Raw genomic sequence first — 16,477 nt, forward strand, 5'->3', positions numbered from 1 at the left:
AAATCCTTACTTCGATAGATTATTTGTTGTTGTGACTTCTTGTTTATTCTTTAAGTCTTCCTTCGTCACAGAAAAACGCTGAAAGCCAAATGGTGGACGAGGCTCTGTATATACTTTTCCAGAAGAGTTTGGAATATCTTCTACAACTGAATCCCAAGTATGATTTTGCGATTGGAAATTCACTTCCTGTAATTGCGGGAATCTCTCTAGCACCCGACAACCAATTAAATAAATTAAATATTGGATGGATGGTGTTTCAAGATCATGGAAAACAGATGATGCAATATCACGGACCTGTTCAGCAGAAACGTAGACAACTGGATCTAACCCTGTTGAATCTTCAACATTCTCATATTTCCAACCGATATTTAAATAGATAAATAGTGGTCGATTACTATCTTCTGGGAGTGTCGTATATTCATCTCGGATAAATCCCACAAATGAATTCCCACGCACTTTGATTAATTGCAGATCTAGTAAACCACTACTCTGATTTACAATTTCAAAGTCTGTACCATTGCGGACTATTTCAACCGATGCTTGCGCTTTTTCATTTCGAGAGTTTTTAAATACGAGATCGCTTTCTGTTAATCCACTAGATGATACTCTGTTTATCGATTCAAATGGAACTTCGTCACCAATTAGTTTAATGGAATCAATATGGTCGTATTTTTTTAAGAATTCTTCTCCAACATAGTGTAAAAATCCTTCAATTGTTGAACCTTCGTAGCTCCCTAAATGTCTTTGAATAAAGTTTTTCATCGAGTCTGTTGCAACCACAAGGCTATTATCACCTTCTGTAAAAGAAGTAAGTAACTGATTCCCAGCAATCTCAACTTTAACATTTACACCAAATACAACATTACTTCTCCCACAAAAAGCAGATTCAGGAATTTGTCTTACTCCTGTTAATGGAGTTAAAAATGTTCGATATGCAAACACATCACCTTTCCCATAAGAAAATACTCGTTTTTGTTTCATAAACCCATCTCCTTTTACTTGTTAATAAGTTCTTTTAAACGAAAGAGGGCTATTTTATATACTTCTGATAGCGCCTTTTCAAACTCGACTGCTTTTTCATTATTAACTCTAAGTTTCATAGCTGAATATATATCCCCTTTTGTCTGACCTTTCACAGCCATGATAAACGGAAAGCTAAACTTCTCCATATATTGTTTATTTATAATGGAAAAACTCTCATATTCTTCAGGTGAAAGCTGATTTAATCCAGCACCCATTTGCTCTTTGACAGAGGATGAACTCATCTCTATCCGTGTCCCTAAGTTAGGGTGGGCTTTTATTAGTGCTAGCTTTTCCTCATATGGTGCATCAATCACAATTTGTACCATCTTGTCGTGAAGATCTTCCAATGAAGAAAAAGGACTGTATCGCAATGCTTTTTTGGGAATCCAAGGAGAGTGCTCAAAGATATCTTTAAGAATTTCAACAAAATCATTTTCTTTACTTTGATTAAGCTTATTTATCGTAACCACCTCAATTTTTCACTCCTTTTTAATGAGCTTTATAAATTACATTTGAAAATATTTAACATGAATTTTTTCTAGCTATAAAATCAATTTGCTACCCTCTGATAAATCTAAGGTGGGACTATGAAGGAACCAAATTTCCCCCTGATCACTTCTAGTCACGAAGCAGATCTGTTTTCTTCAAATGTAGCAGTACTTTTCTTTGTGCGAATTACAAAAAACAAATTTAATAGTATAGCTGTTAAACTACCTGTAATAATTCCATCACTGACTATAATACGAATAGCTTGAGGTAAACCAACAAACAAGTCTGGCACAACTGTAGCTCCTAGTCCTAAAGAAAGTGAACAAGCAATAATAAGCAAGTTTTGTTGATCAGTAAAATCTACTGCAGCAAGCATTTTGATACCAGATGAAATCACCATCCCAAACATAACAACTGTTGCACCACCTAACACAGCAGGCGGGATAATTGTTGCTAGTCCAGCAATCTTTGGTATAAGCCCCAACCCAATTAAAATGAACCCAGCTGCTATTACAACATTTTTTGTTTTTACCTTTGATAATTGGACCAGACCTACATTTTGAGCGAATGTATTATACGGAAAAGCATTAAAGAGTCCACCTAATGTAATAGCTAACCCTTCAGCACGATAACCTCGCACAAAGTCTTTCTCAGTAAGTTCCTGATCACAAATTTCGCTTAATGCTAAAAATACCCCTGTCGATTCAATAATGATAACCACACAAACAATAATCATTGTTAAGATAGGGCCAATTTCAAATGTAGGTGTCCCAAAGTAAAAAATTTCAGGAAGGTGCACCCAAGAGGCATCTGCAACACTTGAAAAATCTACTTTCCCCATAAAGATAGCCACGATCGTACCAGCAATGATGCCAAATAGTACAGATAATGCTTGCGCAAAGCCACTAAAAAAACGATTCATTACCAAAATAATTGCTAATACACCAAATGATAATAATAGATTAGCAGTGCTTCCAAAATCGGGATTTCCAACTCCACCCGCCATATTTTTAATACCTGTCGGCACAAGGGAAAGTCCAATAATAGTTACAACTGAACCTGTAACAACTGGGGGAAATAATTTAGTTATTTTCCCAAAAAAAGATGCAAACACAAAAATGAATAAGCCACCAACAATGATCGATCCATAAATCGCAGAAATACCATATTGTGATCCGATCGCAATCATTGGTGTCACTGCAACAAACGAACTACCTAAAACAACAGGTAACCCAATACCAAGATATTTATTATTCCAAGCTTGCAATAAGGTGGCTATACCACAAGTTAATAAATCAATTGCGACCAAGTATGCCAATTGTTCTGCTGTTAAATTTAATGCTCTTCCAACGATCAACGGAACTAATATCGCTCCAGCATACATAGCAAATACATGTTGTAGGCCAAGCGAAAAAATTTTCAACCTTCCTCTATCCCCCACCACACTAATCCCTCCCAATTATGTAAAATTAAATAACACCAAATGTTATAATTTCTTACATGATAATATATTTATTTTAGATTGTCATTGTATATTTCGTTAAAAATGATTAAAAAGTTTGTGCAATTTGTATAAAAAATTAGAAATGTATGGAAAAGAGATTGATTACATTGAGTTTTTTAGAATATCAGGGGTTGTTCGTGGAAAAAGAGGATAAAGTATATGTTAGAAAACATAACACAAAAAAACCCTTTTTCGATATTACTGGGAAAAAGGGCATTTCTAATAGGTTTTTTTTCTAGAGGGTTGTTACATGCTACTGATAAAAGCGAAATAAAAGATCTTATTGAGTGACAAACTGAAAGTCACCTTCTACATTTACATCCTTCGGAACACGAATATAAAGTACATTCTCACCCCAAATATGATCTTCATCTATAAATGAATCTTCTATGCCCTTTTCTTCAGTAAACTGAGTGATTGTAAATTCTTTATCGAATTTCCCGAAATGAATATCTACAGAATGTGTGTTTCTAATCGTTAATTCACCTTCCACTAATTCTAAAGTTAAGGGGGGAATATCATCCGTAATATCAAGGTTTTCAATAATTGTTCTTGTATGATATTGCATTACCTCTACTCTTTTATCATTTACATTTTTTCTTTCTACTAACGTAAACAACGTTCCAAGCTGGTCATCTAATATAGTGACATCAAGCTGTTTTTCTTCGTAAGTAAAATCCCAATGATTTTTTATCTCTACGCCCTCAATGTTTTCCTTGCTTATTTGTTTTCCTTCAGAAGCAGCCATCGTTAATAATCGTCTTGCATTCTCGACTTTCACAAGTTCATCCTGATTATCGACAATTTTATTTGAAGGTCTTTCATTCGGAAGCACATAAAATAATCCAACAGCTACAAGTAACAGAACTCCATAAATACTAAGCATCCATTTCAAGTTAAGCTTTTGTAAAAATGGTACCTTCTTAATAACATTAACCATTTTATAAATTGCTACGATTATTAATAATAAAAGTACTATTGGAATAATTGACGTTAAAATCATTGTCTCACCTCCATCTTATTTGACAGAATAATAGAAACATAAAATAAAAAGCTAGCAGCTACGATTACCTTTAAGAAAAATACGAGTAATGAGGATTCCTCTATAAAAAATTTCCCTATCTCCAATATAAAGGTTGGTTCTCCGTTCATATTCACTCCTAAAAATAAATAACCTATAAATAAAGCAGGAAGGATAATAGTAAACCACTTACTTAATTGCACAAGCATTCCAATAACATATCCTATGGATGCTAATAAAAACACATAAAAGATGCTAGCAATAATCCCTACCATTAATTCTTGAAAACCAATAAATGTTGCCGTCACATTTCCATCATCTAGAATAAAGTTCATGATAATCTTGAAAAAAATTCCAGAAAGCATAGCTGTAATTCCTCCGATGATACTAGCAAATAGTAAAAATACAATATTTGAAAGGTTACTACTTAATCGATTAGACACAAAAACAAAGTCATCGTTTCGATAGGCTTTTGTCGTAATAATAATTGCACTTATCAAAGCCCATATCATTGTAAAAATAATGATTATATCTCCTGTATAATAGCTAACATTCAGTGAAAAACCATTAGAACTAGTACCCATTGAAATTGAACTGCTACCGGTCGTTGATAATAGAATTCCAATAATTTGTATGGTTAGCAATGAACTAAATACACTTAAGTATGCTTTTAGCTTATACATAAACTGTTTCTTCACTATATCAACTAACTTAACCTCTGTTAAAAACATCATCAATCCCTCCATTCGTTTTACTCGTTAAATATGTACATAAATCGTCTGAAGCAACTGAGGTCATTTCAACACCTTTCAATCTATAATTTTCAGTCTCAAACTCTGTAAAGTTATTTTCTACCACAATATAGATACCATCTTTACCTATCCGTTTTTGATGAAGAATTTCTCTGTTACGAACGATTTCCATTACAATATCTTCTTTACCATTTATCCCAATTGCATATTCCTTCAAATCCGCAACTGGAAGATGCAAGCGCTTTTCACCGTCCATAATAAGCAATACATCCTCTATTAGATCCTCGATTTCATTTAATAGATGACTAGATAGGATGATCGTTCGAGGGTGGTCAATATAATCCTTTAGCAAGGCTCTATAAAAATCCTTTCTTACGGAAGAATCCATACCTGTTGTTGGCTCATCTAAAATTGTTAATGGACATCTTGCAGCCATGCCTATGATCATATTAAAAGTACTCTTCATACCTTTAGAAAGAGTATAATAGTGCTGCTTTGGATGAAAGGAGAAATAGTCAAAGAGACGATCAGCAAGCTCTTTATCCCAATTTGCATAAAATGTACTAGCTGATTGGAGAATGTCTTTTAAGGTTAACGAGTTTGGGAAGTATTGCTGATCATCAATATAGATTCTGTTAGAAGAAACCTTCAAATTGTTAAACGGTTTTTCTGAAAAAACGTGTACATCTCCAGAAGTTTCATGGATAAACCCAGCGATTAATTTCAACAGCGTTGTTTTCCCAGCACCGTTTCGACCGATAAGTCCCGTTATTTTATTTTTTTCTATCGAAAAGGACAATTTATTTAGCGCTTTTTTCTGCCCATATACTTTTGATACCTCATTACAAACGACGACCTTCATCAAACATCCCCCTTGTCTTCATTATTTGCTGCTTTAATCATCTGTAGCAGTTCATCTTCACTCACACTTAAACGCTCTGCTTCCATAACAATTTCCCTAACTAATCTTTTTAACGTTCGATTTTTCCGTTTGTTGAGAATATTGAATTTTGCATCAGTAGAAACAAACATTCCAAGGCCCCGCTTTTTATATAAAATCAATTCATCAGCCAAAATATTTAATCCTTTCGCAGCAGTTGCCGGATTAATATTGAACATGTCTGCAAGCTGATATTGTGAATAAATTTTTTCATCCTGTTTGATGTTACCACTCAAAATCTCTGTTTCTAGCCATTCTGCTATTTGAACATAAATTGGTTTTGTACCATCTGTATTTAAAATCAAGCGCAAGCCTCCTTTCAAACCTCATTCCACATAGTGCATTACTGTTGTAATGTACTATATATTAATTTCCAATATAATGCAATAGTTAAACTAATATAAAAAAAACCCTACAGTTAAGTAGGAGTTTTTTTATCGTCCTATTCCATCATATCCTCAATCTTCCCAGAGTCTTTCGTAACCGTATACCAACCATATGTGGCGGTATGTGAAATATCATCATGTGCCACAACCTCATAAACATGAACCACATACCTATTCCCGTCTTCATGATCAATTTCCACATGCAATGTAGTATGTTCTTCCAAACCAAGATGTTCACGAATTAATCTAACAGCGTCCTTTTCATTTACAGGGGGAAGCTTCTTAGCTTTTGACTCCTTTTGATCTTGATCATTTTCATTTGTCAAATCCATTTCAATCTTATCTGTTTGCCCAGATTGTTCTGTTTCTTCTTGGTCGCTAACATTATCTAATGGCTGTCCAGCCATTTCATAAGAACAAGCTACAACAGTCTGTGTCAAAACGATTAGTAAAATAAGACTTAACAGTTTTTTCATGAAGTGATCATCTCCTTGGATCTTCATTTACCAACTTATGAACCTACGTGTTAATATAAAAACGACGTTATAGAGCAACGTCGTTCTTACCTTTTCTTCGTTCTATTTTTGTATGTAAGACCTGATCGATTGAGATCATCCCCATTAATACAAGTCCCCCAGTTATGAAACCACCTATAACGTCAGTAAGAAAATGTTCTCCTTCTAGCAGTCTACTGAAACCAATTATCATCAGTAACAAACTAGTACATATTAGAATTGTTTGTTTCACTTTTATTGTTTGACTTACTCTCACTAAATAGTATGCAATCATGCCAAATAATAGTAGTCCAACCATTACATGTCCACTAGGAAAACTAAAGCCGTCCTCTATATGTTCAGGAAATGTCGGACGTTCTCTTCCAATAAGAGCTTTTAGAAGCTTGTTCCCTACATTCCCAATCAAAACAGATAAAAACAGAATGACTGCTGCTTTAACATTTCTTTGAAAAATGATAAATAATAACATGGATACAAAAAGAACTGTTACAATCCCTACAGTAGAACCTAGCATACCAACCCATTTTATAAAGCTGACTAAAGGTTGATCATGTAAGGTATACAATCCCTTCCCGATAGTTGTGTCAATCACACTGATTGTATTCGCTTTAATAAAAATAATTAGTAGAATTAATGCCAGTGTTAACAAAGACGCAAAATAATATTTTTTCATAATATTCCTCCTACCCTCATTAAATTCTTGTAATTTTCAAACTTTTTAACTACAATCGAGCTAATATAAATTCCTTTTTTATTTTAATACATTTCAATTTCAAGACATATGCTTTTTACACAACTTCTAGATATACAACCATATTATTTACACACTAAATCAATAAGGAGGAAAATTATGCTTGATCATTTATGGTCGTCACTAGATATCCATTTTCCAGAAATGGTAGAGATCCGTCGTTTTTTACATATGCATCCTGAAGTATCCTTCAAGGAAGTGAACACAGCGAGGTATATAGAGGAGTATTATAAGAAACTTGGTGTTGAGGTAAGGTCAAATGTAGGTGGTAACGGTGTGGTGGCAACAATAAAAGGGGATTTACCAGGTCCAACAGTTGCATTAAGAGCAGACTTTGATGCTCTGCCAATTCAAGATGAAAAAGAAGTTGAGTATAAATCAACTGTATCTGGTGTAATGCATGCTTGTGGCCATGATGGTCATACAGCAACACTACTTGTATTAGCCAAAGTTCTGTTCAGCAATCGCCATCTGCTAAATGGTAATATTGTTCTTATTCATCAGCATGCAGAAGAATATGCACCAGGTGGAGCAAATTCAATGATTAAAGCTGGTTGCTTAGATGGAGTAGACGTCATCTTTGGTACCCACCTTTGGGCAAGTGAGCCTGTTGGAAAAATCCAATACCGAGTAGGACCTTTTATGGCCGCGGCTGATCGCTTTGAAATCAATATCTTAGGTCAGGGTGGCCACGGAGCCCAACCTCATAAAACAAAAGATGCAATCCTCATCGGTTCCCAAGTAGTTACCAACTTACAGCAAATTGTTAGTCGCAAGGTTGATCCCATTCATTCAGCAGTCGTAACTGTTGGCTCATTTGTTGCAGAAAATGCCTTTAATATCATTGCAAACTCAGCGACATTAGTTGGAACTGTTCGGACATTTGATGAAGCTGTGCGTTTACAAATTGAACAAGAGATCGAGCATGTCGTGAAAGGTACTTGTTTAATGAATGGTGCCCAATACAATTATCAATTTACTAGAGGATATCCTGCTGTTGTGAACCATCCTGTCGAAACAGCTTTTCTTAAAAACGTTGCCGAGGAAGTACCTGGTGTTTATGAGGTTGAAGAAAGTCCATTACAAATGGGTGGTGAGGATTTCGCTTATTATTTACAGCATGTGAAAGGTACTTTCTTTTTTACTGGTGCAATGCCTGCAAATAAAGATAATGCCTACCCACATCATCACCCTAAGTTTGATATCGATGAAAAAGCACTTCTCATTGCTGCAAAAACTTTATGTAAAGCTACAATTCAGTATCAACTAGATTCAGTGAATAATAAGCCTGTTGCAATATCTTAACTAAATGTTTTAGCACATATCCCAAAATAAAAAATAGGCGCTTTCTAATTAAAGAGAGCGCCTGTTTTTTGCTACTATTTTATGAGTTTAGGAGATTGTTCATACCACAGTCATCCCATTTGTTTTAAGATCCCATACTCTTAAAATCATCATCTATCGTTACATCTTCTAACTTGCTATTATCTGAAGTCTCTGTAGCTGTGACTGTAGGTACACCTTGATTTTGATTGCCATTTGATCTTGAAACATATGATTTTAATAATTGAGCTACATCAATTCCTGTCATTTCCTTTAAAGGCTCTTGCATGTCTATCATCGTTCTTGTAATGCTCTTCCCAAAGGATGGGACACCCTGTCCGTTACCTGAATCAATAATCTTAACTGTATCAATATTGTTAAGTGGTTGAGCAATTTTTTCAGCAAATACCGGAAGCATTTCAATTAACTTCTCAGTGATAATAACATCGCCATGTTTTTCCATTGCTTCAGCTAAAAGCTTACGGGCTTCAGCTTCTGCTTTACCTCGTTCACGAATAACATCAGCTTCAGCGGAACCCTCTTCCCTGCGGATTTTCGCTTTCGCCTCCCCATCAATTTCAGCTTTACGAGCCTCAGCTTCGGCTTTACGAGTCGTTTCGTAGTATTCAGCATCAGCTTTTGTTTTACGAACTTTACTTTCTTCTTCCTCAAGCTTAACTGCGCGTTCACGTTCTAGGAATTTAAGAGTTAATTCCTCTTCTTTTACTTCTTTTGCTAGCTTTGCTTTTTCTAACTCATAGGATTGCTCTGATTTCGCTCGAGCACGTTCGGTTTCTTCTTTGAAGGCTGCATCTTTAATATCCTTCTCCTTTTTAGATTCGGCAACCGCAATTTGACGTTTGTATTCTTCCTCTTTTGCCTCTTGGTCAGTTTGCGCTTTATGGATCCTAGTTTCACGTTCACTATTCGCTTCAGCGATTTCAGCCAGTTTTCGAACCTCTGCAATACGTGGTCTACCTAAGTTTTCTAAGTATCCATTTTCCTCATCAGCATCACGTAAGTCTGTAAGACCTAAGGACGTAATTTTGAATCCCATTAAATCTAGTTGCTTTTGAGCAACTTCTGATACATCATGATTAAATTTCTCTCGGTCACTGTTAATATCTTCTACGGTCATCTTAGAGAGAATCGCACGTAGGTTACTTCCGAGCACCTCAATGATTTCAGCTTCAATCTCTTCTTGATCCTTACCTAAAAACTGCTCAGCATAGTTTGCAATACCATTTAATGTATCTGCAACCTTAACCATCGCTACAGCATCAGCAACAATTGGTACACCGCCATTTGTGTAAACGCGTGGAGTGGATAGTTTTAACTGAAACGACGTAAGATTTACAGGTGTTGATGTTTGGAACCTTCTTAAGCGATATCCTCCACCTCTGATGATCTTCATTGAACGTCCTTCTTGATCAGTGAAGATATTTGTTTCTTTCTCAGGATCACCTAACTTAGGTCCTGTGATGATTAAAGCTTGATTGGACCTTGCTGTTCGGTAACGATATCTTACCCAAAAGAAATACCCAACCCCTCCTAGTGCTGCAATAATCAATACTGGAATTAAAAACATAAGTACTCCAATGAAATCTAACATTTTCACGCTTCCCCCTTCTAAAAAAGTAATCTAATTAAACCCTATATATGCAGGGTATTAAACTAAAACATTAACATTTTTACATGAGCTTTTAATTCAGTTCTTTATGTTTTTCCGTAATACAACTTAGTACTTGTCACCTGTAACTAGTTACATATACTTATACGAATAAAAAACAGTAAAGTTTCAATTTATTGTAAATATAAGGAAATATCATTGCAGTTCCACTTACTTCAATAAATACTCTTGCTAGAATAGAAAAAACAGGCGCAACCCTTATAAATGGTTTACGCCTGTTTATGAAAGAATATATAGTTGACAAATCAATTCCATAATTAAGCAATTTTGCTACGTCATGACAAATTCTCTTTAGTACCATTCAATGATTCGAGAAAATCCTCAATCGATAGCAATTCATCGCGCATTCACCTAACTGCTGAACTAAATGGTAATTAGCAACCCCTCCAACTACCGCTCCGATACCTGGGAGTATTTGCATAAGCTTTATGACATCAATGTAATCCCTATACTCTTGCTGAAAAATACGCCAATCTAAATCCTTTACTTCGTGCTTTTTCGTTTCCCATTGTTCAATTAGGTCAAGAAGTTCTTCTTTATGTGTTTCACTTGAAAAGGCAAGCTGAAAAATGTATAAAAGAAACAATCTTTCCTCATATTCCTTTGTGCTATAACCATATATACTTGCTACCTCGAATAAAAATTTCATTTTAATACTTAGGAATAGTGGAAAATCTGCTAACCCTAATAGAATACCACCAGCACCTGTTGATGCACCTTCTATCGCAGCTGTTTTCTTAAATGTATCGATTGATTTTAGAACTAATTGTTCACGTTCTTCAAATGTTAGGTTTTCAATTTTCTTCGGAAATGTAGTGATATTAGAACCTACAAGTGTGGCCTGAACCATCTTCTTAATACTTTCAGTAATGGTATGATGGACCTTTTCCGGTATAAATTGATTAAACTTAACCTGTGCCTTTTTAGAGGATCTCTCTAAAAATGAAGGCTTTCTCATCAGCTTTTGTTTCCATAATCTAGCCTCTTCTGCCATTTGCGTTTCATAAGTCATTTAGTAGACATCCTTTTCACTCTTATTTAAACGATTTTTCATATAAACAAGAACGAACACACTAACAAACAACACATCCACACATAAAGTCACCACAAAAATGTAAAGTGTTGATGTAATAAAATTAACAACAGCATATATAATTGTTTGTACAATTAATATCCTGAAAATAATTTTAATAAAACTATGTAATCTATTTTTATCAGCATGTGGATATAGATTTGGTAGTTCCAGTAATTCAAAGTGCTTATACAAACTCATAATTTGAATCCCCGTTAAAAACGTAAACACAACCATAACAATGGAACTTCCGACGAGCTGTTCATTAATAAAAGTTAGAATGATACTTCCGATAATTGTAAGTCTTATTATTATTCCGAAATAATCGCCTGAACGCAGTAGTGCTCGAAGATATAAATACTCATACACATTTTCTTGATGATAGTTCACTTGCTTCAATATCCAATCAAGATATTTTCGTCGTTTGGCTCTTTTCTTCAATTTCGGAACATCTGTAAACAAATTCGCCATTTTATAAAAGGATTGTTTCTTTTCTTCCTCTTTTTTGATTAACTGATCCCATTTAATTGCTTTCGGCTTCACGAGCTTTGAAAAATAGCCATCATATCCTGCCATTAATAGCAATAGGACAAGCACAAATACGTATTGTTGGGAAAGGATAAAAAAGATGACACAAACATTCATTGCAAATCTAACAAGAAGATCACTCCACTTAGCCGCCCAATCTGTAAAATATCCCATCTTCCAGCTTATGCGCAAATTCCAGTACTTAACAATAAGCAACAAAATTAAGCTAATAAGTAGCACACGTCCATTTACATGAGCTACTTTAAAATACAATGGTGAAAACAAAATAATTCCAACAATAATGATAAAGCTTTGAGTAATCAAACTATAGGAAAAAGCTTTCTTAAAATAACTTTTCATTTTATGTTCCATAGGTAGTAAGAAAACCATATCAGCTTCTATTAACAGAGTACGGACATTAGAGGAAATCACAATTAACGAAAATATAATCGTCATGATTAGTATGGCTGGAAAATTTGGAGACAATGTCTCAAGCCATTTTTGATACGTTATTGCCCCACCTGCCGCTAAAAAGATAAAGACAAAAAGAAGGTGGTCATTTAACATATACTTTAAGTATGCCCTTGTTTCATTTATATGGTGATTAACCCTTGTTTTCCAGATTTCATCAATGCTATTCATCTTGATCTTCCTTTGTTAACTGAATATAAAGATCGTCAAGAGTAGCTTCCTTCATTCCAAACTGCTCTCTTAGCTGCAACAATGTTCCCTTAGCGCGGATCTCACCATTATGTAAAATAATAAACGAATCACAATACCTTTCTGCTGTAGCAAGAATATGAGTTGACATTAGGATTGCTGAACCTTGTTTTTTTGCCTTTTCCATCATTTCTAGTAACGAATTTATAGCAAGCGGATCTAATCCTACAAATGGCTCATCAATAATATATAATGAAGGCTCAATTAAAAACGCACACATAATCATAACCTTTTGCTTCATACCTTTTGAAAAATGAGCCGGAAACCACTTTAATCTCTTTTCCATTCTAAATTCCTTAAGAAGCGGTTGAAGTCGTTTTTCAAACGTATCTTTATCTAATCCATATGCCATTGCAGTTAATTCCAAATGCTCACGAAGCGTTAACTCATCATATAAGATTGGTGTTTCAGGAATAAAGCTAAATTGCGAGCGATATGCAGCTGCATCATCAGCAAAGGTGTTATCATTTATTGAGATTTTTCCCTTTTGTGCTTCCATTAATCCAATGATATGTTTGATCGTTGTACTTTTTCCAGCACCATTTAATCCAATTAATCCAACTATTTGTCCTTTATCTACCTCGAACGAGATATCCTTTAAAACCGGATTTCGAGTATATCCACCAGTTAAGTGATCTATTTTTAACAACGTCATTTTTATGTTGTTCTCCTTTTTCTTTTAGCTTTGTTAAACTTGGTTGTTGATTTACGCTTTGGCATTCGCTTTCCGCGGGCGGTCCGGGAGCCTCCTCGGTGCTTTGCACCTGCGGGGTCTCCCTTGGACTCGCACTCTAAGCAGGAGTCTCACGCCTTACGCTCCAATCAACAAAGTTCTAAAATCAACAGTGAGCTTTAACAGAGCCTTTCTTTTTATCTTATCAAAATCAAATACACTTGTCCTAATTGAGATAATTTTTTCGCATAATTAACTCAAGAAGGGACATTATAATTAGTGAGGAAGGGATAGCTTGTCAAACGAAAACCTTAAAAATGAGGTGTTTGTTCCAGACAACAATTTTTCTCAAAAGGGAGTTAACATTCTTAACCATTGAAAGTAAACACTGACGAAATGAGGTGTCTACGGGCCGCAATTCTCTGAATTAGACGCTTGTATTACAACCATTTTGTGAATGAGGTGTTTGTCAAAGACAATTTCTCATATTTGTTAAGCATATTTCATCACTTAACAAGGGGATGGTCGTTTTGAACAATGGTGATTACCACATCAAATAGCATTTAAATAAATGTTAAATGAGGTGTTTATCAAACACAATTTACTTCTTTAATTGAAGTTATATTGTAACCATTGATTGATAAAGCAACACTTACGAAATGAGGTGTCTACGGGCCGTAATTCTCTGAATTAGAAGCTTGTAATTTACAATCATTTTGTGAATGAGGTGTTTGTCAAAGACAATTTCTCATATTTGTTAAGCATATTTCATCACTTAACAAGGGGATGGTCGTTTTGAACAATGGTGATTTTCACATCAGATAGCATTTAACAAAATGTTAAATGAGGTGTTTATCAAAGATAATATCCCAATACTTTGAGTTTTAACTTCCCTTCTTCAGGAACAGGGTGATCATTCGATTCACCCTGTTCTTTTTTGTATTCTCGGAATTTATAACTTTCCTTACTTAGTTTTGGTGTCTAGCTGCAGCGCCTAGACCCTCGGGGTCATAAGCCACTCAGGAATTGAAGACAAAGAACGTCTTCTATTCCTGAGCGTCTTATGCCTGCCTTAGTCTGATCAAGGCGCTTCCGCTTTCCTGTGTAACTATGGTAAAATACGGTTATAATTGAAAAAATAACATACTAGCTATACAAATGATGTTGAAAATTGTTCTTTGGAAAATTTTTTATGAAGGTAGTGTGAAAAACATGGGTGATTGTATTTTTTGTAAAATCATTAACGGAGAAATCCCTAGTGCTAAAGTGTTTGAAAACGAGCACGTCTATGCTTTTCTTGATATTAGTCAAGTAACAAAGGGACATACACTCGTTGTTCCAAAGGTACATACAGAAAATATTTACGAGTTAACTCCTGAAATTGCTAGTAAAGTATTTGAGGTAGTACCACAAATTGCGAATTCAATTAAAAATAACTTTCAACCTGAAGGTTTAAATTTACTTAACAATAACGGTGAAAAAGCTGGACAATCTGTTTTCCATTATCATATGCACATTATCCCAAGATACGGAAAAGGTGATGGATTTGGTGCTGTTTGGAAACCTCACACAGATGAATATACTCCTGAACAGCTTAACGAAATTGCCACTTCTATTAAAGACGGGATCTCTTAATTAATGATCAAACCAAAATTGCAAAGCAGTTTTGGTTTTTTGTTTAGGACGATTCTAACAACCATATGGATTTTTATCGATCGTAAAGAGAATACTTATTTTTGAGTTTAAAATGGTAGAGAAACAGACAAATTTCCTATCTCATTTTAAGGTGATATGTTTATTTTCTCCCTTTAGAAATGTTGTTATCGTTTTCATAATTAACATTCACAAAGATGAAAATATTCAGTCTATATTTCCTTATCTTTTCATGATAGGATATGAGTATTATTTTACGTACAATCAAGGAGGGCAATTAAATTGCGAGCTTATAACTTTAATGCAGGACCAGCAGCTATTCCATTACCAGTGCTAGAACGTGCACAAAAAGAACTAGTGAATTTCCAAAATACTGGAATGTCTGTTATGGAGCTTAGCCACCGTAGCAAAGATTATGAAGAAGTGCACAATCGTGCAAATACTTTATTAAGAGAGCTGCTAGGAATACCTGATACGTATGAAGTATTATTTTTACAAGGTGGAGCAAGTTTACAATTTTCAATGATTCCAATGAATTTTCTTCAAGAAAACAAAACTGCCCACTTCATTATGTCAGGCTCTTGGTCTGAAAAAGCTTTAAAAGAGGCGAAAGTTTTTGGAGAAACACGCATTTTAGCATCAAGTAAGGAAGATAAATATGCTCATATTCCAGGAGATTATTCTTTAGAAGAACTTGAAGATGGAGCATACCTTCACATTACATCTAACAATACAATTTACGGAACGCAATGGAATGAATACCCAACAAGTCCAATTCCATTAATTGCAGATATGTCTAGCGATATTTTATGTAAGGAAATTGATGTTGAGAAATTCTCACTAATTTATGCTGGAGCTCAAAAAAACCTTGGTCCTTCAGGTGTTACTGTTGTGATCGTGAAAAAAGACTTTCTAGAAACGGCGCGTTCGAATGTTCCAACGATCCTAAAGTATTCAACACATGCTGAAAGTAACTCTTTATATAACACACCGCCAACCTTTGCTATCTATATGCTTTCACTAGTATTAGAGTGGGTTAAGGAGCAAGGTGGCGTTAAGAATATACAAAAAATCAATGAAGAAAAAGCTGGCTACATCTATTCTGCAATTGACGAAAGTGAAGGCTTTTATAAAGCCCATGCTACAGAGGACAGTCGTTCTTTAATGAATATTACCTTTACCTTACCTAACGAAGAATTAACGAAAAAATTTCTTCAAGAGGCGAAAGATCGTCAGTTTATCGGTCTTGCTGGCCATCGCTCCGTTGGTGGTTGCAGAGCTTCTACTTATAATGCAGTTCCAAAAGAAGCATGTGCAGCATTAGCTAAATTTATGACTGAATTTAAAAATCAAAATCAGTAAATAATCCTTTTTTAGAGGTTGACTCAAAAGGGTCTGGCCCATCCAAACATAACTTGTATATAGCATCTTTCAAAT

The 16,477-nt window shown here is 34.9% G+C and carries 14 protein-coding genes and 1 pseudogene; 3 read left to right on the forward strand and 12 right to left on the reverse strand.

Annotated elements, in window-relative coordinates; genetic code table 11:
* Positions 1-6 precede the first annotated feature (6 nt).
* The 8 genes and pseudogenes from pucL to WCV66_RS26500 all read right to left on the reverse strand — a co-directional run bounded on the left by pucL (position 7) and on the right by WCV66_RS26500 (position 7,303).
* A pseudogene (gene pucL, locus WCV66_RS26460) lies at positions 7-1,493 on the reverse strand (factor-independent urate hydroxylase).
* A 152-nt stretch (positions 1,494-1,645) separates the two neighbouring features.
* Positions 1,646-2,896: a nucleobase:cation symporter-2 family protein gene (locus WCV66_RS26470; protein WP_413789700.1), complete on the reverse strand. Its 1,251-nt coding sequence runs from the start codon at positions 2,894-2,896 to the stop codon at positions 1,646-1,648.
* 400 nt (positions 2,897-3,296) lie between these two features.
* Positions 3,297-4,019 (reverse strand): hypothetical protein, encoded by a 723-nt coding sequence (locus tag WCV66_RS26475; protein ID WP_066336815.1) that lies wholly within the window; start codon positions 4,017-4,019, stop codon positions 3,297-3,299.
* On the reverse strand, positions 4,016-4,768 hold the full coding sequence (locus tag WCV66_RS26480) for a hypothetical protein (protein ID WP_338787483.1): 753 nt from the start codon (positions 4,766-4,768) through the stop codon (positions 4,016-4,018). The genes WCV66_RS26475 and WCV66_RS26480 overlap by 4 nt, the downstream gene beginning before the upstream one ends.
* On the reverse strand, positions 4,749-5,651 hold the full coding sequence (locus WCV66_RS26485) for an ABC transporter ATP-binding protein (RefSeq protein WP_338787484.1): 903 nt from the start codon (positions 5,649-5,651) through the stop codon (positions 4,749-4,751). The genes WCV66_RS26480 and WCV66_RS26485 overlap by 20 nt, the downstream gene beginning before the upstream one ends.
* A complete protein-coding gene (locus WCV66_RS26490) occupies positions 5,651-6,034 on the reverse strand; it encodes a GntR family transcriptional regulator (protein ID WP_338787485.1) in 384 nt (127 codons plus the stop codon). The genes WCV66_RS26485 and WCV66_RS26490 overlap by 1 nt, the downstream gene beginning before the upstream one ends.
* Positions 6,035-6,171: 137 nt before the next feature.
* On the reverse strand, positions 6,172-6,591 hold the full coding sequence (locus tag WCV66_RS26495) for a hypothetical protein (protein WP_185653984.1): 420 nt from the start codon (positions 6,589-6,591) through the stop codon (positions 6,172-6,174).
* Positions 6,592-6,658: 67 nt separating this feature from the next.
* On the reverse strand, positions 6,659-7,303 hold the full coding sequence (locus tag WCV66_RS26500) for a phosphatase PAP2 family protein (RefSeq protein ID WP_338787486.1): 645 nt from the start codon (positions 7,301-7,303) through the stop codon (positions 6,659-6,661).
* A gap of 177 nt (positions 7,304-7,480) precedes the next feature.
* On the opposite strand from WCV66_RS26500, the gene WCV66_RS26505 reads away from it, so the two are divergent.
* Complete coding sequence (locus WCV66_RS26505; RefSeq protein ID WP_338787487.1) at positions 7,481-8,686, forward strand: M20 family metallopeptidase; 1,206 nt, start codon at positions 7,481-7,483, stop codon at positions 8,684-8,686.
* A gap of 124 nt (positions 8,687-8,810) precedes the next feature.
* On the opposite strand, the gene WCV66_RS26510 is transcribed toward WCV66_RS26505, so the two are convergent.
* From WCV66_RS26510 to WCV66_RS26525, 4 genes are all read right to left on the reverse strand, one after another.
* Positions 8,811-10,316, reverse strand: coding sequence for a flotillin family protein (locus WCV66_RS26510; protein WP_338787488.1), 1,506 nt, complete (start codon positions 10,314-10,316; stop codon positions 8,811-8,813).
* A gap of 379 nt (positions 10,317-10,695) precedes the next feature.
* A complete protein-coding gene (locus WCV66_RS26515; protein ID WP_338787489.1) occupies positions 10,696-11,406 on the reverse strand; it encodes an EcsC family protein in 711 nt (236 codons plus the stop codon).
* Positions 11,407-12,636 (reverse strand): ABC transporter permease, encoded by a 1,230-nt coding sequence (locus WCV66_RS26520; RefSeq protein WP_338787490.1) that lies wholly within the window; start codon positions 12,634-12,636, stop codon positions 11,407-11,409.
* Positions 12,629-13,369, reverse strand: coding sequence for an ABC transporter ATP-binding protein (locus tag WCV66_RS26525; protein ID WP_066336846.1), 741 nt, complete (start codon positions 13,367-13,369; stop codon positions 12,629-12,631). Before WCV66_RS26525 ends, WCV66_RS26520 begins: the two co-directional genes overlap by 8 nt.
* Positions 13,370-14,599: 1,230 nt before the next feature.
* Between WCV66_RS26525 and WCV66_RS26530 the strand changes: the two genes are divergently transcribed.
* Positions 14,600-15,022 carry an HIT family protein gene (locus WCV66_RS26530; protein ID WP_066336849.1) on the forward strand — a complete coding sequence of 141 codons (423 nt, stop codon included), beginning with the start codon at positions 14,600-14,602 and terminating at the stop codon, positions 15,020-15,022.
* Between the two features lie 294 nt (positions 15,023-15,316).
* Positions 15,317-16,402: a 3-phosphoserine/phosphohydroxythreonine transaminase gene (gene serC, locus WCV66_RS26535; protein ID WP_396652634.1), complete on the forward strand. Its 1,086-nt coding sequence runs from the start codon at positions 15,317-15,319 to the stop codon at positions 16,400-16,402.
* Positions 16,403-16,477: the final 75 nt, after the last annotated feature.

The organism is Metabacillus rhizosphaerae (genome assembly GCF_037201795.1).
GTDB lineage: Bacteria > Bacillota > Bacilli > Bacillales > Bacillaceae > Metabacillus > Metabacillus rhizosphaerae.